We start from the raw sequence: 23,846 nt of genomic DNA, 5'->3' as shown, positions 1-23,846 counted from the left end.
CCCGCACTCCCGATGCCGACCCGACAGCCATGAATGCCTCTCCGGATCGCGGCGCTCCCCTGAGACTGGCGTCCGCCGGACTGCCCGAACGCGTGCGCAAGACCCTCAAACGCGCACTGGCGCTGCTCTCCGACGAGCTGGACCGCGCAATGAACAGGACGGTGGTGGAGTTTGAAGCCGAACTCTTCCGGCTCGCCGGCGCCGCCCGCAATCCCGGCCTCGAGTCCGGCTACATGCAGGCGCTGCGCAACTTCCGTCTCAACCGCGCCGATCTGGTGCCGCGTTTCATGATCGGCCTCGAGTCCATGCTTGCCGGACTGCGCCGTCGACCGGCCGTGCACGCCTCGCGGCTGGAAACCGGCCAGATCGACTTCCGCGACCTGCGCCTGGTCGAGCACGCGGTGGTGGACGAGGACACGGTGTTGCGCGAGATCGCCAGCCGCCAGGAAAGTCGCGCCCCGTTGGGCCTGCACTTGCTGGGCCAGCGCTTCGGCGTACTGGCCGCGGCACCGGCGTTCGATGCCGAGCGCCTGCCGCTGGGCCCGCATGCGTTGTGCCGCGCGATGCGCGATGCCGCGATCGGCCTCGATATCGATTACGACGCCCGCCTGTTGCTGTACCGGATATTCGACCGCGAGGTGCTGGCCGGCTACCCGCAGATGCTCGACCGGCTCAACGCGTCGATGGTCGATCTGGGCATCCTGCCCGCCCTCACCTTCGTGCCGGTCCGGGCGCGCCCGAGCGCGGTCGCCGCGAACGAAGCCAGGCCCGCGGGCGCTACGGCAGCCGAGGCCGCGCCCGCCTCGACACCAACGGCCAAGGCCGCCGCGCTGCCGGCTGCACAGCGGCCGCACACCGCCTGGATGGGCGAAGCCCGGCAGTCCGCGGGCGGCGGCGACGAGGTTGCCTTCGCCCTGCTGCAGCAGTTGCTCTCCGGCCGCCGCGCGTTGATCGGCAAGCTGCGCTCCGAAACGCCGCCGCCGCGGCGCCAGCAGATGAGCACACACGACCTGCTCGGTGCACTGAAGGACCTGCAGCGGCAGCCGACCACACCCGTCGCCAAGGCCACCGGCGTGCACAGGATCAAGCAGGCCGTGCTGGCGCAGGCGCGGCAGGTGCGCGGCAAGGCCGCCAGCCTGTCGGTCGACGACAACGACACCTTCGAACTGCTGGGGATGCTCTACGGGCAGATCGAGAACGAGATCCGCGACGACGCGCCGACCTCGCCGCTGTTGCGGGCGCTGCAGCTGCCGCTGCTGCGTGCCGCGCTGCTGGACCGTGACTTCTTCCTGCACGGGCACCACCCCGCGCGGCAATTGCTCGGCACCGTCGCCGAAAGTGCCGCGAAGTGGCTGGACCGCGATGAACTCGACCCGCAACTGGCGCCGTCGATGCGGCAGGCGGTCGCCGAGGTGGTCGAGAAGTTCGAGGACGATCCGGCGGTGTTCGCCAACGCCAATGCACGCCTGCAGGAGCGGCTGCAGTTGCATGCGCGCAAGGCCGAAATGCTGGAACGGCGCCACGTCGAGGCCGCCCGCGGCAAGGAGAAGCTCCAGATCGCCAAGCTGCGCGCCGTGGAGGCGCTCGAGGAGGCGATCGGCGGGCAGCACCTTCCCAGGTTCGTCCGCGCCCTGCTCAACCAGGCCTGGGTCGACGTGCTGACCCTCACCCTGCTGCGCCAGGGCGGCGATTCCGACGACTGGCAACGGCAGCTCAATGCGACCTGCGGCATCATCGCCGCCTGCGGGCCCGGCGATGCGCCGGAGGACCCGCAACTCACCGCGCACGTCGAGGCCTCGCTCGGCCTGGTCGGCTACCACGGCGAGGAAGCAGCGGTGATCGCGCAACGGCTCACCGGCAGCCGCGGCGATGATGGCGACGATCCGGCCTCGCGCACCGAACTGGCGCTGAAGCTCAAGGCGCGCGTGCGCCTGGGCGAGGACAAGGCCAAGGCGGCGGCGCCCGAACTGCCGCCGCGCACGCCGACCGAACAGGCGTACTACGAACAACTGCGCGTGATGCCGTTCGGCGTCTGGATCGAATTCGTCACCAACCAGCAGGGCGACGTGGTGCGACGTCGATTGTCCTGGTACAGCACGGTCACCGACCATGCGCTGTTCGTCAATCAGCGCGGACAACGGGTCGACGAGCGATCCCTGGACAGTCTGTCGCGTATGTTCGCCGGCGGCCAGGCACGCCTGGTCACCGCCCAGCGTGCGCACCTGGTCGACCGTGCCTGGCAGGCCACCGTCGATGCACTACGAAAATTCGCCGGCCGCGGCGACGGCGCCTCGATCGGAGATGCGCCGGCATGACCCGCGAACTCCGACGCGCCCGCAGGCGCCAGGCGCCTGAAGGCATCCTGGTCACCGATGCCATGACCGGAGAAGTGGTCGGCCGCGTCGGCAACCTGTCCGAGACCGGCATGTTGATGATGAGCAGCACCGACCTGGTGGAAGACGCGCTGTACCAGCTCCGCTTCGCCCTCATCGACGATGCCGGCCAGGAACGGACCCTGGAATTGGGCGCGCACTTGCTGTGGAGCGACGGCGCCAGCGCGCCCGGACAGGCCTGGACCGGCTTCCGCTTCATCGGCCTGAGCGCGGAGCAGGCACGGCAGCTGCGCAACTGGGTCGATGCGCCGGGCAGCCACTACGCCTGATCCGTACGTCGACCCGCGGGTTTGGGTCGCCACTGCGATTGCGTCACAATGGCGTTTTTCCAGCAGACACGGGATCCGATGACTTCCGATCCGGCACCGCTTTACGGCGCACACCTGTCCACGCTGCAGCAGCGCGCGGAAACCGCGCTGGCCCGCGGCGGCTTCGACCACCTGGTGATTCCCAGCGGTACCGTCCGCTACCAGGTCTTCGACGATCGCGATTACCCCTATGCGGTCAATCCGCAATTCAAGGCCTGGGTGCCGCTCACCCGCAACCCCGGCAGCTGGATTGTCTTCACCCCGGGCAAGCGACCGAAGCTGATCTACCTGCAGCCGTTCGACTACTGGCACGTGGTGCCGGAGGCGCCATCGGGCTACTGGCCGGAGCACTTCGAACTGGTGGTGATCCGCAAGCCGGAGGAGGCAGGGCAGCACCTGCCCGACGATCCGGCCCGCTGCGCGATCCTCGGCGAGGCGCAGAGCGCGCTCGGCGAACACGTGCCCAACAATCCGGCGCCGGTACTGGACTACCTGGACTACCACCGCGCGTTCAAGACCTCGTACGAGATCGCGATGATGCGCCAAGCGACCGTGCGTGGCGTGCGCGGCCACCGCGCCGCCGAGCGCGCGTTCCGTGCCGGTGCCAGCGAGTTCGGCATCCACCTGGCCTACTGCCAGGCCGCCGGCCAGGACAGCGTCGAGCTGCCGTACAACAACATCGTCGCGCTCAACGAGCACGGTGCGGTGCTGCATTACACCGAACTCGGGCGGCTTCCGCCGAAGCCGCTGCGCAGTTTCCTGATCGATGCCGGCGCCAGCTTCGGCGGCTACGCCTGCGACATCACCCGTACCTACGCCAGCGACACCGACGGCGAGTTCCAGTCGCTGATCGAGGCGGTTGACGGCGTGCAGCAGCGGCTCTCGGCCGACTTCCGCGCCGGCCGGGACTATCGCCAGCTGTACCTGGACGCGCATCTCGCGCTCGCCGGCGTGCTCCGGGACGTCGGGGTGCTAAAGGTCTCGCCGGAAGCGGCGCTGGAGACCGGCATCAGCGCAAAGTTCTTCCCGCATGGGCTCGGCCACGGCATCGGCCTGCAGGTGCACGATGTCGCCGGCTTCGCCGAATCCGACCAGGGCGGCACCATCGCCAGGCCCGATGGCCACCCCTACCTGCGCCTGACACGCACGCTGCAGCCGGGCATGGTGGTGACCAACGAGCCCGGCCTGTACTTCATCGACCTGCTGCTCGAGGAACTGCGCGCGGGCGCGCATGCCGACGCGGTGGACTGGGAGCGCATCGAGGCCTTCCGGCCGTTCGGCGGAATACGCATCGAGGACGACCTGGTCGTCACCGAGGGCGAACCGGTCAACCTGACCCGCGAGACCTTCGCCGAAGGCCGGTAACGATCACCTCCGACGCGGCGCGTGGCGGCTAGCTGCGTGCCGCGTCTGACATGAAGGCCTCGATCTCGTCGGCGCTGCGCGCCAGGCCATCGGTCAGCAGCGCATGGCCATCGCGGGTGATCACCAGATCATCCTCGATGCGAATGCCGATGCCGCGCCATTTCGCCGCCACGCCGTCGTCGTCCGGCGGCACGTAGAGACCGGGCTCGACGGTGAACGCCATGCCGGGCTCCAGCAGGCGAGACACGCCGTCGACGCGATATTCGCCGACGTCGTGCACGTCCAGCCCGATCCAGTGCCCGGTCTTGTGGCGGTAGTAGCGTTTGTAGCTGCCACCGGCCACGTGCTTTTCCAGCTTGCCCTTCAGCAGCCCCAGCCGCAGCAGGCCCTCGGTGAGCGTCGCCACCGCGGCGTCATGCACGGCCTCGTAGGGCGCGCCGGGACGCGCCTGGCCGATGGCGGCAGCCTGGGCGGCGACAACCAGGTCGTGCAACGCCCGCTGCGGTTCGGTGAACCGGCCGTTGACCGGGAAGGTACGGGTAATGTCGGCGGCATAGCCGCGGTACTCGGCGCCGGCGTCGATCAGCACCAGGTCGCCGTCGGCCGATTGCGCGGCATTGGCGCGGTAGTGCAGCACGCAGGCGTTGGCCCCGGCTCCGACGATGCTCTCGTAGGCGGGCAATGCATCCTGACGGCGGAACTCGTATTCCAATGCCGCCTGCAGCTCGTACTCGTGCACGCCCGGCCGCGCCGTGCGCATCGCCGCCTGGTGCGCGCGCACGCTGATCGCGGCGGCACGGCGCATCAGCCTGATCTCGTCGCGCGACTTGAACAGGCGCATCTCGTCGAGCAGGTGGCCGAGTTCGAGGAACTCGTGCGGCGGTTCCGCGCCCAGCCGCACCTGCGCACGCACGCGATTGAGCCAGCCGATGAGCTTGAGGTCGAAGTCGGTGTCGCGGCCGAAGTGGTAGTAGACGCGGGTGCGGCCTTCGAGCAGACCCGGCAGGATCTCGTCGAGATCGTCGATCGGATACGCGTCGTCCATGCTCATTGCGTCGACCGCGCCCTCCGGGCCGATCCGCGGCCCGTCCCAGCGCTCCCGGTCGGGATCGCGCTCGCGGCAGAACAGCAGCGATTCACCATGCCGGCGCCCGGGGATCAGCACCAGCACTGCTTCCGGCTCGGCGAAACCGCTCAGGTACCACAGATCCGAATCCTGCCGGTACGGGTAGTGGGTATCGCGGCTGCGGACCCGTTCCGGCGCCGACGGCACCACCACGATCGCGTCGTCGCCGGCCATGCGCATCAACTGCCGGCGCCGGCGGGCATAGGCGCTCAGGGAAATACCGGTGGCGGGGCTCATTGGATCGTCTTCGGAAGGCAGGATCGGCGGGGCATGGGCGGGCGGGACGCCAGCGGGCCGGTGCATGGCCCGCGGCCGAAAACGCTAGTTCAGCCGCTGCCGGTGGCGCGGGCCGAGGGCGCAGTCGCCATGCAGCAACAGCGCGGCGACACGCACGAACTCCTCCAGTTCCGCCAGCGCCGCCTCGTCCTCCTGGTCGCCGTCGTCCTGCGGGCTGGCGGCCGCCAGCTTCGCCAGGTCCGCCAGCGCCTCGCTTCCCTCCTCCGACAGCGAGGGCGCCTGGCCCGCCGCCAGGCCGAAACCGCCGAGGAAACCGCGGCACCAGTCGAACAGGGCCCCACTGCGCTCGTACAGCGTCGCCTCCGTGTCCGGCAGCAACAACAGTTCGAAGCCGAAGCTGCGATCCTCGAGCTGCGCCACGCTCGCCCTGCGGAGCTGCTCCAGGGGCTCGTCCGGAGGCGCCGGGAGGTTATCGTCGACCAGCACCCGCCGCAGCCACTCCGGCCCATCGGCACCGCCGCCGGCCACCCAGCCGCACAGCCCACCATGCAACTCCGCGGCGCTGACACCCAATCCGAGCGCACGGCAGGCGTTCTGGACATCGCGCGGGGACGGCAGCGAATTGGACACGGTGATCGGCTCGATCGGATGGGGGCCCAGTGTAACAATGCAGGCGCAGCCGTCGCTCCCGCCCGCACCTGCACCGGACCTGCCGCGAGACAATGCACAGATGCGATTCCCGTCGCAGCAGCGTTGCGACAAGATCGGCATTCCCGCTGGCGCGACCTTCGGATTCCAACCGCTGCCGGGACATCGCCCGCCAGGCACGATCCCCGGCATGGCCGACACGCGGCCCCGGTATCGTCCGCGTCTTGACCACCCCCCGCCGGCTGCCTATCGTGCCGTCATGGACAATCCCGATCCGATCGCCCAGCTCCGCGCCATTGCCGCGCGCGTCGACGATCTGGTCGCACGCAACCGGCGGCTGTACGAGGAAAACCGCAGCCTGCGCCAACAGCAGGAGCAACTGGCCATCGATCGCTCGCAGTTGTTGGCCAAGAACGAGCAGGCACGTTCGCGGGTGGAGGCGATGATCGCCCGCCTGAAGTCGCTGGAGCAGCACACGTGAGCGCCAGCGAGCCGGTCAGCGTCCGCGTCCTCGACCGCGAGTACACCGTCGGCGTCGGTGCCGACGAGCGCGAGGCATTGATGCAGGCCGCCAAGCTGCTCGACACGCAGATGCGGGAGGTGCGCGGCGCCAACCGCATGGCCGCGGTCGACCGTGTCGCGGTCCTCGCGGCACTCAACCTCGCGCACGAACTGCAGCAATTGCGCAACGAGAGCGGGCAGCGCGAACGCGAACTCGCAGGCCTGCTCGACGAGTTGCAGCACAAACTCGATGGCGCGCTGTCCGCGACTGAACCGGGCAGCTGATCCGCGAGAACCGGTACGTCGCCCGGACCGCATCGCAATTCAGATCCGCCGACGACCGCCGCATTGTCGGCCGCACTTGAACGCCACCGCAACCGCGGTGCGTTCGATCCCGTTTTTGCCGACAAGCGGACTTTGCAACACCGGCATCGGAGCTATACTGTTCCTGCGTCCTCTGCCGTGTTCGACGGCGTGCGCAAACATTCGCCTTGTCCCTTAACGACGACCTCGGGGGCGCGACGATTTCCGGGGGTGCAGGTCCGCCTCGCAGCGGGAAGCCCGATGGAAGCCAAGCGTCCCCACTTGAACCCCGGGTTCAAGGTCGTTTCGCGCGCATCGCCATGGCGGAGGACGTATTCTTTTTGCGGCGGGCGCCGTGCAGCAGGTCGGACCGGCCGCTCGCCCGACCACGCCCGACCCCCGTCCGGTGCCGATTCATTCGCACCGGGGGTTTTCCGATGCGGCCGCTGGCCGCACAATCCGGACATGCCCGTTCCACTTCCGACCCGATGACCGACGACCGCGCGGCGCTACGCCGCGAACTGCGCGAGCGCCGTCGCGCGATCCCCGCCGCGGCGCGCATCGCCGCCGCCGAAGCCGTCGCGGGTCGGCTCCAGGCCTTTGCCGGAATGCCGGAGCACGGCTACGTCGCCGGCTACTGGGCGATGGACGGCGAGATTGCGCTGCATGCCTGGCAGCTGCGACTGCCGACAGGCGTGATCTATTGCCTGCCGGTCCTCGGCGATGATGGGCGCCTGCGCTTCGCGCCCTGGCGCCCCGGTGATCCGCTGGTCACGAACCGATATGGGATTCCCGAGCCCGACATCAGCCCGTCCTCGTTGCTCGAGGCCGATGCGCTGGCGCTTGCGGTCCTGCCCCTGGTCGGCTTCGATCTCTCCGGCAACCGGCTCGGCATGGGCGCGGGCTGGTACGATCGCAGCTTCGCTTTCCGCCGCGAGTGCGCCGCGCCGCCCTGGCTGGTGGGCGCCGCCTTCGCCGCGCAACGTGTCGATGCGCTATCGGCCGCAGTCTGGGACGTGCCTCTGGACGCGGTCTGCAGCGAAACCGAAACCTTCCTGTTCACTCCCGGCGCATGACGACCCGCAAACGCTACTGGCTGATGAAGTCGGAACCGAACGACTTCTCCATCGACGACCTCGAACGCGTCGGCACCGAGCCCTGGACCGGCGTACGCAACTACCAGGCCCGGAACTTCATGCGCGACAGCATGCAGCTCGGCGACGGCGTGCTGTTCTATCACTCCAATACCGAGGTGCCCGGCATCTACGGCATCGCCGAGGTCGCCAGCGCGCCTTACCCGGATCCCACCCAGTTCAAGAAGAAGTCCAAGTACTACGATGCGAAGGCTTCGCACGAGGAGCCGCGCTGGTTCCTGGTCGACGTCGGCTTCGTCCGCAAGCTCGAACGGCCGATTCCGCTGGACGAGATCCGCAGCCACGCCGACCGGCTGGGCGAGGATTTCGCGCTGATCCGCAAGGGCTCGCGACTGTCGGTGCTGCCGGTCACCGCCGCGCAGTGGAAGTCTCTGCTCGCGCTCGAATAAGGGGAGCCCGCACATGTCCGCAAGCAAGCGCCTGGCCGGCGAAAAGGCCATCGACTACGTCGAGGACGGCATGATCGTCGGCGTCGGCACCGGCTCGACCGTCGCCTTCTTCATCGACGCCCTGGCCGACATGCGCGATCGCATCGGCGGCGCCGTTTCCAGCTCCGAGCAGAGCACCGAGCGCCTGCGCGGCCACGGCATCGAGGTCCTGGATCTCAATGCGGTCGGCCCACTGCCGCTGTACGTCGACGGCGCGGACGAATGCGATCCGCACAAGCGCCTGATCAAGGGCGGCGGCGCCGCGCTCACTCGCGAGAAGATCATCGCCGAGGCCAGCGCGCGCTTCGTCTGCATCGTCGACCCGGCCAAGCAGGTGCCGGTACTCGGCCGGTTCCCCCTGCCGATCGAGGTGATCCCGATGGCGCGCAGCCTGGCGGCACGCGCAATCCTGGCGGCGACCGGCGGGCAGCCGGTCTGGCGCGAAGGCGTCGTCACCGACAACGGCAACTGGATCCTGGACGTGCACGGGCTGGCGATCACCGATCCGGTGGCGATGGAGCGGGAACTCAACCAGATCCCCGGCGTGGTCGGCGTCGGCCTGTTCGCCCGCCGCCCGGCCGACGTCGTCATCGTCGGCGGCGAGCCGCCACTGGTCCTGTAGACCCTTCGATACCGATCGTTGATGGATCCCGCTGTCGAATCAGATCGCGCGGCCGGACGACGCTCGTCAGGGCGCAAGACTTTCCGCGAAACAAAAGAAAAACCCCGCAGCTTCTGCTACGGGGTTTTTGGGTAAAGACCCTGGCGATGACCTACTCTCGCATGCTAGATGCACACTACCATCGGCGCGTGCGCGTTTCACTTCCGAGTTCGGAATGGGATCGGGTGGTTCCACGCAGCTATTATCACCAGGGAGAGGGTGGAGGGTCGCGGTTCACCCCCGATTTCATCGGGAATGATCGCGCTCACGCTCTCATAGGGTGGGACGTAGCGAGGTTTGCTTCGAACGTCGACGCGTCGTCGAGTCCAAGGCCACTTGAGGTTATATGGTCAAGCCACACGGATCATTAGTACTGGTTAGCTCAACACATTGCTGTGCTTACACACCCAGCCTATCAACCACCTAGTCTTGATGGTTCCTTCAGGGGAGTCAAGCTCCCGGGAGATCTCATCTTGAGGCACGCTTCCCGCTTAGATGCTTTCAGCGGTTATCGTTTCCGAACGTAGCTACCCGGCAGTGCCACTGGCGTGACAACCGGAACACCAGGGGTTCGTCCACTCCGGTCCTCTCGTACTAGGAGCAGCCCCTCTCAAATCTCCAACGCCCATGGCAGATAGGGACCGAACTGTCTCACGACGTTCTGAACCCAGCTCGCGTACCACTTTAAATGGCGAACAGCCATACCCTTGGGACCGACTACAGCCCCAGGATGTGATGAGCCGACATCGAGGTGCCAAACACCGCCGTCGATATGAACTCTTGGGCGGTATCAGCCTGTTATCCCCGGAGTACCTTTTATCCGTTGAGCGATGGCCCTTCCATACAGAACCACCGGATCACTAAGACCTACTTTCGTACCTGCTTGATCCGTCGATCTTGCAGTCAAGCACGCTTATGCCTTTGCACACAGTGCGCGATGTCCGACCGCGCTGAGCGTACCTTCGTGCTCCTCCGTTACTCTTTGGGAGGAGACCGCCCCAGTCAAACTACCCACCATACACGGTCCCCGACCCGGATTACGGGCCCAGGTTAGAACGTCAAGCACGACAGGGTGGTATTTCAAGGTTGGCTCCACGCCAGCTAGCGCCAGCGCTTCAAAGCCTCCCACCTATCCTACACAGACGAACTCAACGTTCAGTGTAAAGCTATAGTAAAGGTTCACGGGGTCTTTCCGTCTTGCCACGGGAACGCTGCATCTTCACAGCGATTTCAATTTCACTGAGTCTCGGGTGGAGACAGCGCCGCCATCGTTACGCCATTCGTGCAGGTCGGAACTTACCCGACAAGGAATTTCGCTACCTTAGGACCGTTATAGTTACGGCCGCCGTTTACCGGGGCTTCGATCAAGAGCTTCGCCTTGCGGCTGACCCCATCAATTAACCTTCCGGCACCGGGCAGGCGTCAGACCCTATACGTCCACTTTCGTGTTTGCAGAGTCCTGTGTTTTTGATAAACAGTCGCAGCGGCCTGGTCACTGCGGCCCTCGATCGCTATAGCCCGCATGGGCCACGACCAAGGGCGCACCTTCTCCCGAAGTTACGGTGCTATGTTGCCTAGTTCCTTCACCCGAGTTCTCTCAAGCGCCTGAGAATTCTCATCCTGCCCACCTGTGTCGGTTTACGGTACGGTCTGCATAAGCTGAAGCTTAGGGGCTTTTCCTGGAAGCGTGGGATCAGTGACTTCGTCCAATAGGACTCGTCTCGGTGCTCGGTCTTAAAGGGACCCGGATTTGCCTAAGTCCCAAACCTACCTCCTTTCCCCGGGACAACCAACGCCCGGTACACCTACCCTTCTCCGTCCCCCCATCGCACTTATGCGAGGTGCTGGAATATTAACCAGCTTCCCATCGACTACGCATTTCTGCCTCGCCTTAGGGGCCGACTCACCCTGCGCCGATTAACGTTGCGCAAGGAAACCTTAGGCTTTCGGCGTGCGGGCTTTTCACCCGCATTATCGTTACTCATGTCAGCATTCGCACTTCCGATACCTCCAGCAGACTTCTCAATCTACCTTCAACGGCTTACGGAACGCTCCTCTACCGCGCACAAACAAGTTTGTGCACCCCAAGCTTCGGTTTATCGCTTAGCCCCGTTAAATCTTCCGCGCAGACCGACTCGACCAGTGAGCTATTACGCTTTCTTTAAAGGGTGGCTGCTTCTAAGCCAACCTCCTGGCTGTCTGTGCCTTTCCACATCGTTTCCCACTTAGCGATAAATTGGGGACCTTAGCTGTGGGTCTGGGTTGTTTCCCTTTTCACGACGGACGTTAGCACCCGCCGTGTGTCTCCCATGCAGTCTGTCCTGGTATTCGGAGTTTGCCATGGTTTGGTAAGTCACGATGACCCCCTAGCCATAACAGTGCTCTACCCCCAGGAAGATTCACATGAGGCGCTACCTAAATAGCTTTCGAGGAGAACCAGCTATCTCCGGGTTCGATTAGCTTTTCACTCCTAATCACACCTCATCCCCTACCTTTGCAACGGGAGTGGGTTCGGGCCTCCAGTTGATGTTACTCAACCTTCACCCTGGGCATGACTAGATCACCCGGTTTCGGGTCTACTGCCCGCGACTATGCGCCCTTATCAGACTCGGTTTCCCTTCGCCTCCCCTATACGGTTAAGCTTGCCACGAACAGTAAGTCGCTGACCCATTATACAAAAGGTACGCAGTCACTCCGAAGAGCTCCTACTGCTTGTACGCACACGGTTTCAGGGTCTATTTCACTCCCCTCGCCGGGGTTCTTTTCGCCTTTCCCTCACGGTACTGGTTCACTATCGGTCGGTCAGGAGTATTTAGCCTTGGAGGATGGTCCCCCCATGTTCAGACAGGGTTTCACGTGCCCCGCCCTACTCACTTTTCATCGAAATGGCCCTTTCGCATACAGGGCTGTCACCTTCTATGGCCAGTCTTTCCAGACTGTTTTGCTAGAACCAATTCGACTTTTGGGCTGCTCCCCGTTCGCTCGTCGCTACTTAGGGAATCTCGGTTGATTTCTTTTCCTACGGTTACTTAGATATTTCAGTTCACCGCGTTCGCCTCGTACAGCTATGTATTCACTGCACGATACCTCTTACGAGGTGGGTTTCCCCATTCGGACATTGCCGGATCAAAGCTTGTTGCCAGCTCCCCGACACTTTTCGCAGGCTGCCACGTCCTTCATCGCCTCTGACCGCCAAGGCATCCACCGTGTGCGCTTATTCGCTTGACCATATAACCCCAAGTCGCCTCAGGATCATAGGTTCGTCGCGAACACAACGAACTACAACTTCAAATAAAGATGTCTCTCGACATCTCGCCTTAGCCTCTACGACACGTCTGGACATTCGTCTCAAACGCTTCGCTACATCCCAATTTTTCAAAGATCACGCGTCGGCTTCAGCGCCGCCGCGATTCAATTCTTATGTGTGTGCAGGTTCATCCAGTATTACCGGTGGTGGGTCTGGGAGGACTCGAACCACCGACCTCACCCTTATCAGGGGTGCGCTCTAACCACCTGAGCTACAGACCCGAAGTGCTTTCCTCGGAGGATCCGGCCCTGGTGGCCGGCTCTTGCGGAAGGATCCGCATCACTGGTGGAGCGTGGTGGAGCCAGTCGGGATCGAACCGACGACCCCCTGCTTGCAAAGCAGGTGCTCTCCCAGCTGAGCTATGGCCCCAAAAGGGACGCCCCCTCGACGAACATGCCTGGGCATGCTTGCCGGGAACTACTGGATGCAGGTCACTTGTGCGGACGCCTGGACAGGCAATGCCGTCCGGTTCTCTAAAGGAGGTGATCCAGCCGCACCTTCCGATACGGCTACCTTGTTACGACTTCACCCCAGTCATCGGCCACACCGTGGCAAGCGCCCTCCTTGCGGTTAGGCTACCTGCTTCTGGTGCAACAAACTCCCATGGTGTGACGGGCGGTGTGTACAAGGCCCGGGAACGTATTCACCGCAGCAATGCTGATCTGCGATTACTAGCGATTCCGACTTCACGGAGTCGAGTTGCAGACTCCGATCCGGACTGAGAGAAGGTTTCTGGGATTGGCTTGCCCTCGCGGGTTTGCAGCCCTCTGTCCTTCCCATTGTAGTACGTGTGTAGCCCTGGCCGTAAGGGCCATGATGACTTGACGTCATCCCCACCTTCCTCCGGTTTGTCACCGGCGGTCTCCTTAGAGTTCCCACCATTACGTGCTGGCAACTAAGGACAAGGGTTGCGCTCGTTGCGGGACTTAACCCAACATCTCACGACACGAGCTGACGACAGCCATGCAGCACCTGTGTTCCGGTTCCCGAAGGCACCCCCCGATCTCTCAGGGGTTCCGGACATGTCAAGGCCAGGTAAGGTTCTTCGCGTTGCATCGAATTAAACCACATACTCCACCGCTTGTGCGGGCCCCCGTCAATTCCTTTGAGTTTCAGTCTTGCGACCGTACTCCCCAGGCGGCGAACTTAACGCGTTAGCTTCGATACTGAGTGCCTAGTTGCACCCAACATCCAGTTCGCATCGTTTAGGGCGTGGACTACCAGGGTATCTAATCCTGTTTGCTCCCCACGCTTTCGTGCCTCAGTGTCAGTACTGGTCCAGGTGGCCGCCTTCGCCACGGATGTTCCTCCCGATCTCTACGCATTTCACTGCTACACCGGGAATTCCGCCACCCTCTACCGTACTCTAGCCCGCCAGTATCCAATGCAATTCCCAGGTTGAGCCCAGGGCTTTCACATCAGACTTAACGAACCACCTACGCACGCTTTACGCCCAGTAATTCCGAGTAACGCTTGCACCCTTCGTATTACCGCGGCTGCTGGCACGAAGTTAGCCGGTGCTTATTCTTTGGGTACCGTCAGAACAACCGGGTATTAGCCGATTGCTTTTCTTTCCCAACAAAAGGGCTTTACAACCCGAAGGCCTTCTTCACCCACGCGGCATGGCTGGATCAGGCTTGCGCCCATTGTCCAATATTCCCCACTGCTGCCTCCCGTAGGAGTCTGGACCGTGTCTCAGTTCCAGTGTGGCTGATCATCCTCTCAGACCAGCTACGGATCGTCGCCTTGGTGGGCCTTTACCCCGCCAACTAGCTAATCCGACATCGGCTCATCCAATCGCGCAAGGTCCGAAGATCCCCTGCTTTCACCCGAAGGTCGTATGCGGTATTAGCTTGGGTTTCCCCAAGTTATCCCCCACGACTGGGCAGATTCCGATGTATTACTCACCCGTTCGCCACTCGCCGCCAGAGGAGCAAGCTCCTCCGCGCTGCCGTTCGACTTGCATGTGTTAGGCCTGCCGCCAGCGTTCACTCTGAGCCAGGATCAAACTCTTCACTTAAGTTTTGCGATTTCGTCCCGAAGGACTCGATCAATTGCTTGAGTGCAGTCGTCGCTCCTGAGCCCCAATTACTCGCTTGCATTTGCATGCATTTGAATTGACTTGTTGCTCTGTTACGAACGTCTGCAAGTTGGATGGTCATCCACCTGCCAGACGCCCGCACAAGTCACCTGCGCACACTGTCAAAGAACTTTCGGAACCGGCCTCAGCGCCGCCTTCCGCAACCCTCGACTTCCGCCGAGGTGAGCCGCACATTGTAGCGCGACTTTCGCTTTCGTCAACACCTGAATCGGGGTTGGTTCAGCGTTTTCCTCTTCGTTCCGGCCGGTAGGCTTCCCTCCGAGGGAGCCGCACATTCTAGCGCGGTTTCGGAGAACGTCAACACCTCGTGAGGGTCTTTTTTCTCCGCCCCGCCTGGCCGTTCGGCACTGCCGACGCTCCGTGGCGGGGCGCGCATTGTGCACGCGTCGCCGCGGCTTGGGAAGGGGGTTGAAGGAAATTTTTACACCTCGGCTTGACGCGCCCGATGGGCTGGCCGATTGTGCGGCACAGCTTCCTTCCGCTCCCGGTGCGCCCATGCGCTTGTTCCGTTGTTTTCCGCTTGTTTGCCTGCTGTTGCTGGCCACCGCCTGCGCCAGCGCCGGCGAAACCTGGGTGGAACTGGCCGGTGAGCGCTATGCGGTGGAGATCGCCGATACCGAAGAAGCACGTGCCCGCGGACTGATGTTCCGTGATGTGCTCGCCGCCGGCACCGGGATGCTGTTCATCCATGACCGCGAGGCGCCCCAGGCCTACTGGATGAAGAACACGCGGATTCCGCTCGACATCCTCTATTTCGACAACGGCCTGCGCCTGGTCTCGCAGCAGCGCGACGTGCCGCCCTGCACCAGCGGCATCGGCTGTCCGTCCTACCCTAGCCGGGCACCGGCGCGCTACGTATTGGAGCTGAACGCGGGCGAGGCGGCCCGCCTGGAGCTTCGCGAAGGTGCCGAGTTGCGCCTGGGGCCCGGCATTCCTGCTGCACGCTGACCGGCGGCGCCAGCCGGGTTGCGGATCGTCGACCCGCGGCGCAGGCTGGCGGATATGGAACGGAACCATTCACCGTTGCCGGACTGGGATCGGCTCGCCGCACTCGACGACGCCTCGATACCGCTGCTCGGCACCGCCCTGCTGATCGCCCGCGACGAGTATCCGGAACTGGATCCAGGCCTCTACGACGTGTTGCTGCAGCAGCATGTCGCGCATCTGCAGCCGAAGATCGAGGCGATCGCACTGTCGCCGCTGAAGATGCTCGCGATCAACGAGTACCTGTTCGATGAACTGGGCTACACCGGCAATCACGACGAGTACTACGACCCGCGCAACAGCTACCTGAACCAGGTGTTCGAGCGCCGCCTCGGGATCCCGATCTCGCTTGCGCTGGTGCAGATGGAAGTCGCCCGGCGCCTGGGCATGCCGCTGGACGGCGTGTCGTTTCCCGGGCATTTCCTGGTGCGGCTGCCGGTGGACGACGGGCTGCTGGTGATGGATCCGTTCAATCGCGGACGGCCGCTGGACGTCGATGAACTGCGCGAGCGCGCGCGGCCGCACGTGGGCGGCAGTTCCCTCGACGACCAGGTGCTGCAGCAGATCCTGCATCCGGCCTCGCATCGCGCGATCCTCGGCCGCATGCTGCGCAACCTGCATGGCGTCTACGCCGAGTGCGGCGACTGGCCGCGCGCGGTGCGCTGCGCCGACCGCGTGCTCAAGCTGCTGCCGGACGATCCCGAGGCCCTGCGCGACCGCGGCCTGGGCTACCTGAAGCTGGAGCATCGGCACGGCGCGCGGCGGGACCTCGGGCGCTACCTGCTGCTCGCGCCGGACGCGCCGGACGCGCGGACCGTGCGCGATTCGCTGATCGAGGCCAGCGGCGATCCCACGCGGCTGAACTGAACCAGGGTGCAGCCGCCCAGTACGGCGCGGCAGCGTGAATCCGCCCTACAGCGGCATCATCTCGAAGTCGTCCTTGGTGACGCCGCAATCGGGGCAGGTCCAGTCCTCGGGCACGTCTTCCCAGCGCGTCCCCGGCGCGATGCCTTCCTCGGGCAATCCGGCGGCCTCGTCGTAGATGAAGCCGCAGACGACACACATCCAGGTGCGGTAGGTGGTCTGCGTGGCGGTCTCGTTCATCGGATAATGCGGGCTGTGGCGCGGAATTGACCCGTCATTGTCCCACCCGGCGCCGCATTTCGGAACCGACCGCATGAACGAACGCCCCGCCCCGGCACCACGCGGCCTGTACCTGATCACCCCGGACGAGCCGGACACGGCGCGCCTGTTGCGGCGCCTGCGCCCGGTACTTGGCAGCGCGACCTGGCTGCAGTACCGCAACAAGACCGCCGATGCGGCGCTGCGACGCGTGCAGGCCGCGGCGCTGCGCGAGCTGTGCGCCGACGCGGGTGTGCCGCTGATCGTCAATGACGATGTCGCCCTGGCCGCCGCCGTCGACGCCGCCGGCGTGCACCTGGGCGAGGACGACGGCGATCCGGCGGCCGCGCGCGCGCAACTCGGCGCGGAGGCCATCGTCGGCGTGTCCTGCTACGACGACGCGGCACGGGCCGGGCGCGCCGCGGCCGCCGGGGCCAGCTATGTGGCCTTCGGCGCGTTCTTCCCGACCCGCAGCAAGACCGGGACGCGGCAGGCGACGCCGGCGCTGCTGCGCGATACCGCGGCGCTGGGCCTGCCGCGGGTGGCGATCGGCGGCATCACCCCGGACAATGCCGGCACCCTGGTCGCGGCCGGTGCCGACCTGCTGGCGGTGATCGGCGCCGTCTTCGACGCGCCCGACCCGGCGGCGGCGGCGCGGGCCCTGCAGCGGTGTTTCGCGCCGCGCTGAACGTTCCAGCCGGCCCGTCTTCTGACCACGGCCACTCCCTTTTCCTGCAGCTCCGGACAACGCATGAACCACGATCGCTCGCACGCCCTTTTCTCCCGCGCCCGCACGCTGCTGCCCGGCGGCGTCAATTCGCCGGTGCGCGCGTTCAGGTCGGTCGGCGGCGAGCCGTTCTTCGTCGAGCGCGCGGACGGTCCATACCTGTTCGACGTCGACGGCAACCGCTATATCGACTACGTCGGCTCGTGGGGACCGATGATCGCCGGCCACAACCATCCACAGGTGCGCGCGGCGGTCGAGCGCGCGATCGGCGACGGACTGTCGTTCGGGGCGCCGTGCGCGGCCGAGGTGACGATGGCCGAGACCATCACCCGGCTGGTGCCGTCCTGCGAGATGGTACGCATGGTCAATTCCGGCACCGAGGCGACACTGTCGGCGATCCGCCTGGCGCGCGGCGCCACCGGGCGGGCGCGCATCGTCAAGTTCGAAGGCTGCTATCACGGCCACGGCGATTCGTTCCTGGTCAAGGCCGGCAGCGGCGCGCTGACCTTCGGCGTGCCGGATTCGCCCGGCGTGCCGAAGGCGCTGGCGGATCTCACCCTCACCCTGCCGTACAACGATTTCGCCGCCGCGACGGCGCTGTTCGACGAGGCCGGCGACGACATCGCCGGGCTGATCATCGAGCCGGTGGTCGGCAACGCCAACTGCCTGCCGCCGCGCGATGGTTACCTGCAACATCTGCGCGAACTGTGCAGCCGGCACGGCGCGCTGCTGATCTTCGACGAGGTGATGACCGGATTCCGGGTGGCGCTGGGCGGCGCCCAGGCGCGCTACGGCGTCGTGCCGGACCTGACCACCTTCGGCAAGATCATCGGCGGCGGCATGCCGGTCGGTGCCTACGGCGGCGGCCGCGAACTGATGGAGCAGATCTCCCCGACCGGCCCGATCTACCAGGCCGGCACGCTCAGCGGCAACCCGGTAGCGATGGCGGCGGGGCTGGCGATGCTGGAACTGGTGCAGGCGCCGGGGTTCCATGCGCGGCTGGAAGCGGCGACGCACGCGCTTTGCGACGGGCTGGAATCGGCCGCGCAAGCCGCAGGCGTGCCGTTCACGACCAATCGCGTCGGCGCGATGTTCGGGTTGTTCTTCACCGAGGCGTCCAGCATCGACACCTACGCACAGGCGGTGGCCTGCGACGGCGCGGCGTTCAAGCGCTTCTTCCACGCCATGCTCGAACGCGGCGTGTTCCTGGCGCCGTCCGCGTTCGAGGCCGGCTTCATTTCCTCGGCGCACGACGAGGCGGCGATCGCGGCGACGGTCGCCGCTGCGCGCGAGGCCTTCGCCGTCGTCGCAGGATGAGCGCCGCCCCGCTGCCGGCGCTGGTGCTGTTCGACTTCGACGACGTCCTGGCCCGCTATGCGCACGAGGTGCGCGTCGCGCACCTGGCGCGCAGCTGCGGAGTCAGCGATCGCCTGGTGGCCGAGGTGCTGTTCGACTCCGGCCTGGAGAGCGAGTACGACGGCGGCGGCATCGACACCGCGACCTATCTCGCCCGGCTGGGCGAAGGCCTCGGATCGCCGGTCGACGAGGCCCAGTGGATCGCGGCGCGCGTGGCCGGCAGCCGGGTCGATCCGGCGGTCCTCGCGCTGGTGCAGGCGGTCGCCGGCCAGGCGCCGATCGGCGTGCTGACCAACAACGGCATGCTGCTGGCGGAGGCGGCGCGTACGCTGCTGGCGCCGCTGTTCCCGGGACTCGAGGGCCGGGTGCTGTGCTCTGGCGCGCTGTGCGTGCGCAAGCCCGATGCCGGGATCTTTCGGCAGGCGCTGGCGCATTTCGGCGTGGCCGCCGGCGACACGCTGTTCCTCGACGACAAGCCGGCGAATGTCGCCGGCGCGCGCGCGGCGGGCCTGCGCGCCGAATGCGTGCCCGATCAGGCGGCGTTGGCCGGCGCCCTGCGCGGGCACGGCTTCGCGGTGTAGCGCCTGCTCCGCGGACGCACGCAATCCGCGCCCGGATCGGCTAGGGTCTCGCGGTGCCGTCCGCAGTCCGCGGCCGGCGACCGACCGGAACCGATCCCATGCGCCTTGAAACCCTCGCCATCCACGCCGGCGGCGAAGCCGATGCCGCCACCGGCGCGCTGGCGCCGCCGATCCACTTCGCCACTACCTTCCGCCACGGCCCCGCCGGCGAACGCCTGGCCGGCTACGAATACCAGCGCGAGGGCGACCCGACCAACGATCGCCTGCGCGCCGCGATCACCGCGCTGGAAGGCGCCGAGACGGCGCTGACCTTCGCCTCCGGCATGGCGGCGATCGCCGCGCTGCTGGAAACGCTGGGCGGCGGCACGCGCATCCTGGTGCCGCAGGACTGCTACACCGGCCTGCGGGTCCTGGCGGCGGAGTTCCTGCCCGAGCGCGGGATCGAGGTGATCACTGTCGACATGACCGACCTGGCGACGGTACGTAACGCCTGCCACGGCGGCATCGGGCTGATCTGGGCCGAGACGCCGTCCAACCCGTTGTTGGCGGTGAGCGACATCGCCGCGCTGGCGGCGATCGCCCACGAGCACGATGCGCTGCTCGTCTGCGACAACACCTTCGCCTCGCCGGTGCTGCAGCAGCCGCTGGCGCTCGGTGCCGACGTGGTCATGCACTCGACCACCAAGTACTTCGGCGGCCACAGCGACGTGCTCGGCGGTGCGCTGGCATTCGCGCGCGCGGATGCCCTGTTCGCGCGCGTTGCCCACCGCCTGCACGTCACCGGCGCCACGCTGGCGCCGTTCAGCGCCTGGCTGACGCTGCGCGGCTGCCGCTCGCTACCGGCGCGGATGGCGATGCACTGCGCCAACGCCCGACAGGTGGCGGCATTCCTGTCCGCGCAGCCGCAGGTGGCGCGGGTGCACTATCCAGGCCTGGACACCCACCCCGGTCACGCGACCGCGACGCGGCAGATGCGCGATTTCGGCGGCATGCTCAGCATCGAGCTGCGCGGCGGGCGCGACGCCGCGCTGGCCTTGGCCGGCGCGCTGCGGTTGTTCACCAATGCGACCTCGCTCGGTGGCTGCGAGTCGCTGGTCGAGCACCGCGCTTCGGTCGAGGGCGAGCGTCCGGTTTCGCCGCAGGCACTGCTGCGGCTTTCGGTCGGGCTGGAGCATGCCGAGGACCTGATCGACGACCTGCGCCAGGGGCTCGACGCGATCTAGCCTGCCGGCAAGGCGCAGAGAGCACCCCGTCGGGTTGCGTGAGCCGCGCCGCGGGAGTGGCTCCACCGGTCGTCCGATCTGGAGGCAGCGATTCTGTCCTATGCCTGCTGGAATGGCGGGGCACGTCGCCGCCGGGTAGTCGCGGCTGGACGCCATCGAAACCGGCGAGCCACCGCCAGCCTGGCTTCGCGGGGTCGCGACTTCCGTCGCTCCCACGAGGCCCTTTTCGGGTGCGTAGCGTCGCTCGCCTGGTCAGCGCGGTAGCGCGCGCAGTGCGCGCTCCAGTCGCGCCAGGCCGTCGGCGAGCTCGGCATCGGTGATGTTCAGCGGCGGCACGAAGCGCAGCACGTCGGGGCCGGCCTGCAGCAGCAGCACGCCCTCGGCTGCGGCGCGGTCGAGGATCTCGCCGGCACGCCCGGCATATTCACTGCGCAACACCGCGCCGAGCATCAGGCCACGGCCGCGCGTTTGCGCGAACAGGCCCAGCGCGTCATCGATCGCGACCAGCCCGTCACGCAATGCCTGCGCCTGCCTGGCAACGTTGGCGGCGATCTCCGCCGAGCCCAGCTTGCGCAGCGCCACCCGCGCCACCGCCGCCGCCAGCGGATTGCCGCCGAAGGTGGTGCCGTGATCGCCGAACTGCATCGCCTCGGCGACCTTCGGCCCCGCCAGCAGCGCACCGATCGGAAAGCCGCCGCCGAGCGCCTTGGCCAGGGTGACGATGTCCGGCACCACGGCATCCTGCCAATGCGCGAACAGGCTGCCGGTGCGGCCCATGCCGCACTGGATCTCGTCCAGGACCAGCAGCGCGTCGTGGCGGTCGCACAAGATGCGGACCGCCTGCAGAAAGCCGGGCGCGGCGGGCGTCACCCCGCCCTCGCCCTGCACCGGCTCGACCAGCACCGCGGCGACGTCGCCGCCGGCCATCGCCGCCTCCAGCTGCGCGATGTCGTTGAAGTCGACATAGCGGAAGCCGCCCGGCAACGGCTCGTAGCCGGCCTGGTATTTCGGCTGCGCGGTGGCGGTGACGGCCGCCAGGGTGCGGCCGTGGAACGAGCCGCGGAAGCTGACGATCACGCGCCGCTCCGGCCCGCGCCCCTGCGCCGCCGCCCGTTTGCGCACCAGCTTGATCGCCGCCTCGTTGGCCTCGGCGCCGGAGTTGCACAGGAATACCCGCTCGGCGAAGCGCGAGGCGCGCACCAGTTCCTCGGCCAGGCGCAGCGGCGGCTCGCTGTAAAACACGTTGCTGGTGTGCCAGAGGCGGCCGGCCTGGTCGGTCAGCGCCGCCACCAGGTCGGGATCGTTGTGGCCGAGGCCGCACACCGCGATGCCGGCGGCGAAGTCGACGTAGTCGCGGCCTTCGCTGTCCCACAGGCGCGCGCCCTGGCCGCGCTCGAGCACCAGCGCGCGGGGACGATAGACCGGCAGGTAATAACCCGCCAGCGACAGCGGTGAATCGGCAGCGTGGGGCATTGCGTCGGAACCCGGTGGAGGCGCTGCATTCTCGCCGATCACCGCGTCTGCGGCACACTTGCGGCAGGAGGAACCCATGCGCCCCAGGATCGCACCGCAACTCGACCCCGCCAGCGACACCGGCTGGCGCCGCACCTGGTTCGACACCATCTACCGGCACGACACGCCGATCTCGCGGAATTTCGACCTGCTGCTGGTGGTCGCCATCCTCGCCAGCGTGCTGGCGGTGATGCTGGACAGCGTCGCGTCCATCCATCTGCGCCATGCACGGCTGCTGTACGGGCTCGAGTGGGTCTTCACCGGCTTGTTCACCATCGAGTACGTGCTGCGGTTGGTGGTGGTACGACGACCGTTGCGCTATGCGCTGAGCGTCTGGGGCCTGATCGACCTGCTGTCGATCCTGCCGACCTACCTCTCGCTGCTGATTCCCGGCAGCCAGAGCCTGCTGGTGGTGCGGATCCTGCGCATCCTGCGTTTGTTCCGGATCCTCAAGCTGACCCGCTACATCGAGGAAAGCGGGGTGCTGATGCGCGCGCTGTGGCGCAGCCGCCGCAAGATCTTCGTGTTCATCTTCGGGGTGGTCACGATCGTGGTGATCGCCGGCGCGGTGATGTACGTGATCGAGGGCCCCGGCAACGGCTTCGACAACATCCCGCTGAGCATGTACTGGGCGATCATCACCGTCGCCACCGTCGGCTTCGGTGACATCGTGCCGATCACCCCGGCCGGACGCCTGATCACCTCGGTGCTGGTGCTGATCGGCTACAGCATCATCGCGGTGCCGACCGGCATCTACACCGCCGAGTTGATCAGCAACCTGCGCGAGGCCGAGGAGGAAGCGCGGCACCACGATGTGCGCGGGTGTGCGCAATGCGGCCTGCAGGGCCACGCCGGCGATGCGGCGCACTGCCGGCGATGCGGCGGGGCGCTGCCGAGGGCGGCGGATTGAGCCGCCCGCGGGCTCAGTCCAGGAACAGGTCCGGCAGCAGCGGCTGCGACGGGTCGACGGCGTAGCGGTCGAGATCCTCGACGCCGGCCTCGCGCAGGACCTCGTCGTCGATCAGGAAGCGGCCGCTGAACCCCTGCGCCGGCCGCGTCAGGATCGCGTGCGCGGCGTCGGCCATGATCGCCGGGTCGCGGCCATTGCCGCGCTCGACGCCGGGGATCATGTTGAGCGCGTGGGTGGCGATCAGCGTGCGCGGCCACAGCGCATTGACCGCCACGCCGCGCGGACCGAACTCGCCGGCCAGGCCGATGGTGACGAAGCTCATGCCCATCTTGGCCAGGGTGTAGCCGGTATGCGGCGCCCACCATTTCGGGTCGAGCGAGGGCGGCGGCGCCAGGGTCAGGATGTGCGGGTTGTCGGCCTCGAGCAGGTGCGGCAGGCACGCCTGCGCGCACAGGAAGCTGCCGCGGGCGTTGACCTGCTGCATCAGGTCGAAGCGCTTCATCGGCGTATCGAGCGTGCCGCGCAACCAGATCGCGCTGGCGTTGTTGACCAGGATGTCGATGCCGCCGAAGGCGTCCACCGCCTCCGCCACCGCGGCCTGCACCTGCGCCTCCTCGCGGATGTCGCACTTGAGCGCGAGCGCCTGGCCGCCGGCGTCGGCCACTGCCTGGGCGGCGGTGTGGATGGTGCCTGGCAGCTTCGGGTTCGGCACATCGGACTTGGCGGCGATCGCCACGTTGGCGCCGTCGCGGGCCGCGCGCAGCGCAATCGCCAGGCCGATGCCCCGCGACGCGCCGGTGATGAAGAGGGTCTTGCCGGAGAGAGTGGACATGGCGGTACCCGTGATTCGTGATTCGTGATTCGTGATTCGTGATTCGTGATTCGTGATTCGTGATTCG

Annotated in this window: 20 protein-coding genes, 2 tRNA genes, 3 rRNA genes and 1 other RNA gene; 16 read left to right on the top strand and 10 right to left on the bottom strand. The window is 66.5% G+C overall.

Annotation, left to right across the window (positions count from 1 at the left end; translation table 11 throughout):
* Positions 1-29 precede the first annotated feature (29 nt).
* From FXO19_RS16630 to pepQ, 3 genes are all read left to right on the top strand, one after another.
* Positions 30-2,315 (top strand): DUF1631 family protein, encoded by a 2,286-nt coding sequence (locus FXO19_RS16630; RefSeq protein ID WP_149196237.1) that lies wholly within the window; start codon positions 30-32, stop codon positions 2,313-2,315.
* Positions 2,312-2,662, top strand: a complete 351-nt coding sequence (locus tag FXO19_RS16625) for a PilZ domain-containing protein (RefSeq protein ID WP_149196236.1) — start codon at positions 2,312-2,314, stop codon at positions 2,660-2,662. Before FXO19_RS16630 ends, FXO19_RS16625 begins: the two co-directional genes overlap by 4 nt.
* A gap of 78 nt (positions 2,663-2,740) precedes the next feature.
* Entirely contained in the window at positions 2,741-4,066 is a 1,326-nt protein-coding gene (pepQ, locus tag FXO19_RS16620) for a Xaa-Pro dipeptidase (RefSeq protein WP_149196235.1), read from the top strand.
* 28 nt (positions 4,067-4,094) lie between these two features.
* Here pepQ and FXO19_RS16615 read toward each other — a convergent pair whose 3' ends face one another.
* Both FXO19_RS16615 and FXO19_RS16610 read right to left on the bottom strand, forming a co-directional pair.
* A complete protein-coding gene (locus FXO19_RS16615) occupies positions 4,095-5,429 on the bottom strand; it encodes an aminopeptidase P N-terminal domain-containing protein (protein WP_149196234.1) in 1,335 nt (444 codons plus the stop codon).
* A gap of 84 nt (positions 5,430-5,513) precedes the next feature.
* Entirely contained in the window at positions 5,514-6,059 is a 546-nt protein-coding gene (locus FXO19_RS16610) for a UPF0149 family protein (protein WP_255516476.1), read from the bottom strand.
* Between the two features lie 277 nt (positions 6,060-6,336).
* Here FXO19_RS16610 and FXO19_RS19760 point away from each other — a divergent pair, with 277 nt between their 5' ends.
* The 6 genes from FXO19_RS19760 (at position 6,337) to rpiA (ending at position 9,085) form a co-directional block, all read left to right on the top strand.
* Positions 6,337-6,558, top strand: a complete 222-nt coding sequence (locus FXO19_RS19760; RefSeq protein WP_149196296.1) for a TIGR02449 family protein — start codon at positions 6,337-6,339, stop codon at positions 6,556-6,558.
* Positions 6,555-6,863: a cell division protein ZapA gene (locus tag FXO19_RS16600; RefSeq protein WP_149196232.1), complete on the top strand. Its 309-nt coding sequence runs from the start codon at positions 6,555-6,557 to the stop codon at positions 6,861-6,863. Before FXO19_RS19760 ends, FXO19_RS16600 begins: the two co-directional genes overlap by 4 nt.
* Before the next feature lie 166 nt (positions 6,864-7,029).
* A non-coding RNA gene (gene ssrS / locus FXO19_RS16595) (6S RNA) lies at positions 7,030-7,215 on the top strand.
* 154 nt (positions 7,216-7,369) lie between these two features.
* Positions 7,370-7,957: a 5-formyltetrahydrofolate cyclo-ligase gene (locus tag FXO19_RS16590; RefSeq protein ID WP_149196231.1), complete on the top strand. Its 588-nt coding sequence runs from the start codon at positions 7,370-7,372 to the stop codon at positions 7,955-7,957.
* On the top strand, positions 7,954-8,424 hold the full coding sequence (locus tag FXO19_RS16585; protein ID WP_149196230.1) for an EVE domain-containing protein: 471 nt from the start codon (positions 7,954-7,956) through the stop codon (positions 8,422-8,424). The genes FXO19_RS16590 and FXO19_RS16585 overlap by 4 nt, the downstream gene beginning before the upstream one ends.
* A gap of 13 nt (positions 8,425-8,437) precedes the next feature.
* The gene (rpiA, locus tag FXO19_RS16580; RefSeq protein WP_149196229.1) at positions 8,438-9,085 is read left to right on the top strand and encodes a ribose-5-phosphate isomerase RpiA; all 648 of its coding nucleotides are present in this window, start codon (positions 8,438-8,440) and stop codon (positions 9,083-9,085) included.
* A 138-nt stretch (positions 9,086-9,223) separates the two neighbouring features.
* Here rpiA and rrf read toward each other — a convergent pair.
* The 5 genes from rrf to FXO19_RS16555 all read right to left on the bottom strand — a co-directional run bounded on the left by rrf (position 9,224) and on the right by FXO19_RS16555 (position 14,451).
* Positions 9,224-9,337: ribosomal RNA gene (gene rrf / locus FXO19_RS16575) — 5S ribosomal RNA — on the bottom strand.
* A gap of 133 nt (positions 9,338-9,470) precedes the next feature.
* Positions 9,471-12,352 (bottom strand): 23S ribosomal RNA (locus FXO19_RS16570).
* A 223-nt stretch (positions 12,353-12,575) separates the two neighbouring features.
* Positions 12,576-12,652 (bottom strand) — tRNA-Ile (locus FXO19_RS16565).
* A 72-nt stretch (positions 12,653-12,724) separates the two neighbouring features.
* Positions 12,725-12,800, bottom strand: a tRNA-Ala gene (locus tag FXO19_RS16560).
* Positions 12,801-12,906: 106 nt separating this feature from the next.
* A 16S ribosomal RNA gene (locus FXO19_RS16555) occupies positions 12,907-14,451 on the bottom strand.
* The 16S, 23S and 5S rRNA genes sit together here with 2 tRNA genes alongside, the layout of an rRNA operon.
* Positions 14,452-15,027: 576 nt before the next feature.
* Between FXO19_RS16555 and FXO19_RS16550 the strand changes: the two genes are divergently transcribed.
* Positions 15,028-15,480: a DUF192 domain-containing protein gene (locus FXO19_RS16550; protein WP_149196228.1), complete on the top strand. Its 453-nt coding sequence runs from the start codon at positions 15,028-15,030 to the stop codon at positions 15,478-15,480.
* 54 nt (positions 15,481-15,534) lie between these two features.
* Positions 15,535-16,383, top strand: a complete 849-nt coding sequence (locus FXO19_RS16545; protein WP_149196227.1) for a SirB1 family protein — start codon at positions 15,535-15,537, stop codon at positions 16,381-16,383.
* 45 nt (positions 16,384-16,428) lie between these two features.
* Here FXO19_RS16545 and FXO19_RS16540 read toward each other — a convergent pair whose 3' ends face one another.
* On the bottom strand, positions 16,429-16,695 hold the full coding sequence (locus FXO19_RS16540) for a rubredoxin (protein WP_149196226.1): 267 nt from the start codon (positions 16,693-16,695) through the stop codon (positions 16,429-16,431).
* Here FXO19_RS16540 and thiE point away from each other — a divergent pair.
* The 4 genes from thiE to FXO19_RS16520 all read left to right on the top strand — a co-directional run bounded on the left by thiE (position 16,694) and on the right by FXO19_RS16520 (position 20,525).
* Positions 16,694-17,326, top strand: a complete 633-nt coding sequence (thiE, locus tag FXO19_RS16535; RefSeq protein ID WP_149196225.1) for a thiamine phosphate synthase — start codon at positions 16,694-16,696, stop codon at positions 17,324-17,326. The genes FXO19_RS16540 and thiE overlap by 2 nt on opposite strands.
* Positions 17,327-17,389: 63 nt before the next feature.
* The gene (hemL, locus tag FXO19_RS16530) at positions 17,390-18,682 is read left to right on the top strand and encodes a glutamate-1-semialdehyde 2,1-aminomutase (RefSeq protein ID WP_149196224.1); all 1,293 of its coding nucleotides are present in this window, start codon (positions 17,390-17,392) and stop codon (positions 18,680-18,682) included.
* Entirely contained in the window at positions 18,679-19,302 is a 624-nt protein-coding gene (locus FXO19_RS16525) for an HAD-IA family hydrolase (RefSeq protein ID WP_149196223.1), read from the top strand. The genes hemL and FXO19_RS16525 overlap by 4 nt, the downstream gene beginning before the upstream one ends.
* 98 nt (positions 19,303-19,400) lie before the next feature.
* Positions 19,401-20,525, top strand: coding sequence for a trans-sulfuration enzyme family protein (locus FXO19_RS16520; RefSeq protein WP_149196222.1), 1,125 nt, complete (start codon positions 19,401-19,403; stop codon positions 20,523-20,525).
* Positions 20,526-20,777: 252 nt separating this feature from the next.
* Here the strand turns inward: FXO19_RS16520 and FXO19_RS16515 are convergent, their stop codons facing one another.
* On the bottom strand, positions 20,778-21,998 hold the full coding sequence (locus tag FXO19_RS16515) for an acetylornithine transaminase (protein ID WP_149196221.1): 1,221 nt from the start codon (positions 21,996-21,998) through the stop codon (positions 20,778-20,780).
* 76 nt (positions 21,999-22,074) lie between these two features.
* On the opposite strand from FXO19_RS16515, the gene FXO19_RS16510 reads away from it, so the two are divergent.
* On the top strand, positions 22,075-22,947 hold the full coding sequence (locus tag FXO19_RS16510) for an ion transporter (protein ID WP_149196220.1): 873 nt from the start codon (positions 22,075-22,077) through the stop codon (positions 22,945-22,947).
* 13 nt (positions 22,948-22,960) lie between these two features.
* Here FXO19_RS16510 and FXO19_RS16505 read toward each other — a convergent pair whose 3' ends face one another.
* Positions 22,961-23,779 carry an SDR family oxidoreductase gene (locus FXO19_RS16505; protein ID WP_149196219.1) on the bottom strand — a complete coding sequence of 273 codons (819 nt, stop codon included), beginning with the start codon at positions 23,777-23,779 and terminating at the stop codon, positions 22,961-22,963.
* Between the last annotated feature and the right edge of the window lie 67 nt (positions 23,780-23,846).

Source organism: Luteimonas suaedae (assembly GCF_008312895.1).
Taxonomy (GTDB): domain Bacteria; phylum Pseudomonadota; class Gammaproteobacteria; order Xanthomonadales; family Xanthomonadaceae; genus Luteimonas; species Luteimonas suaedae.
Note: the sequence above shows the minus strand (reverse complement) of the source record. Positions and strands in the feature narration are given on the sequence as shown.

Bases quoted from the DNA above. Each gene is read 5' to 3' on its own strand.
- FXO19_RS16630 (WP_149196237.1), top strand. From the start codon at position 30: ATGAATGCCTCTCCGGATCGCGGCGCTCCCCTGAGACTGGCGTCCGCC.
- FXO19_RS16625 (WP_149196236.1), top strand. From the start codon at position 2,312: ATGACCCGCGAACTCCGACGCGCCCGCAGGCGCCAGGCGCCTGAAGGC.
- pepQ (WP_149196235.1), top strand. From the start codon at position 2,741: ATGACTTCCGATCCGGCACCGCTTTACGGCGCACACCTGTCCACGCTG.
- FXO19_RS16615 (WP_149196234.1), bottom strand. From the start codon at position 5,429: ATGAGCCCCGCCACCGGTATTTCCCTGAGCGCCTATGCCCGCCGGCGC.
- FXO19_RS19760 (WP_149196296.1), top strand. From the start codon at position 6,337: ATGGACAATCCCGATCCGATCGCCCAGCTCCGCGCCATTGCCGCGCGC.
- FXO19_RS16590 (WP_149196231.1), top strand. From the start codon at position 7,370: ATGACCGACGACCGCGCGGCGCTACGCCGCGAACTGCGCGAGCGCCGT.
- FXO19_RS16585 (WP_149196230.1), top strand. From the start codon at position 7,954: ATGACGACCCGCAAACGCTACTGGCTGATGAAGTCGGAACCGAACGAC.
- rpiA (WP_149196229.1), top strand. From the start codon at position 8,438: ATGTCCGCAAGCAAGCGCCTGGCCGGCGAAAAGGCCATCGACTACGTC.
- FXO19_RS16550 (WP_149196228.1), top strand. From the start codon at position 15,028: ATGCGCTTGTTCCGTTGTTTTCCGCTTGTTTGCCTGCTGTTGCTGGCC.
- FXO19_RS16545 (WP_149196227.1), top strand. From the start codon at position 15,535: ATGGAACGGAACCATTCACCGTTGCCGGACTGGGATCGGCTCGCCGCA.
- thiE (WP_149196225.1), top strand. From the start codon at position 16,694: ATGAACGAACGCCCCGCCCCGGCACCACGCGGCCTGTACCTGATCACC.
- FXO19_RS16540 (WP_149196226.1), bottom strand. From the start codon at position 16,695: ATGCGGTCGGTTCCGAAATGCGGCGCCGGGTGGGACAATGACGGGTCA.
- hemL (WP_149196224.1), top strand. From the start codon at position 17,390: ATGAACCACGATCGCTCGCACGCCCTTTTCTCCCGCGCCCGCACGCTG.
- FXO19_RS16525 (WP_149196223.1), top strand. From the start codon at position 18,679: ATGAGCGCCGCCCCGCTGCCGGCGCTGGTGCTGTTCGACTTCGACGAC.
- FXO19_RS16520 (WP_149196222.1), top strand. From the start codon at position 19,401: ATGCGCCTTGAAACCCTCGCCATCCACGCCGGCGGCGAAGCCGATGCC.
- FXO19_RS16515 (WP_149196221.1), bottom strand. From the start codon at position 21,998: ATGCCCCACGCTGCCGATTCACCGCTGTCGCTGGCGGGTTATTACCTG.
- FXO19_RS16510 (WP_149196220.1), top strand. From the start codon at position 22,075: ATGCGCCCCAGGATCGCACCGCAACTCGACCCCGCCAGCGACACCGGC.
- FXO19_RS16505 (WP_149196219.1), bottom strand. From the start codon at position 23,779: ATGTCCACTCTCTCCGGCAAGACCCTCTTCATCACCGGCGCGTCGCGG.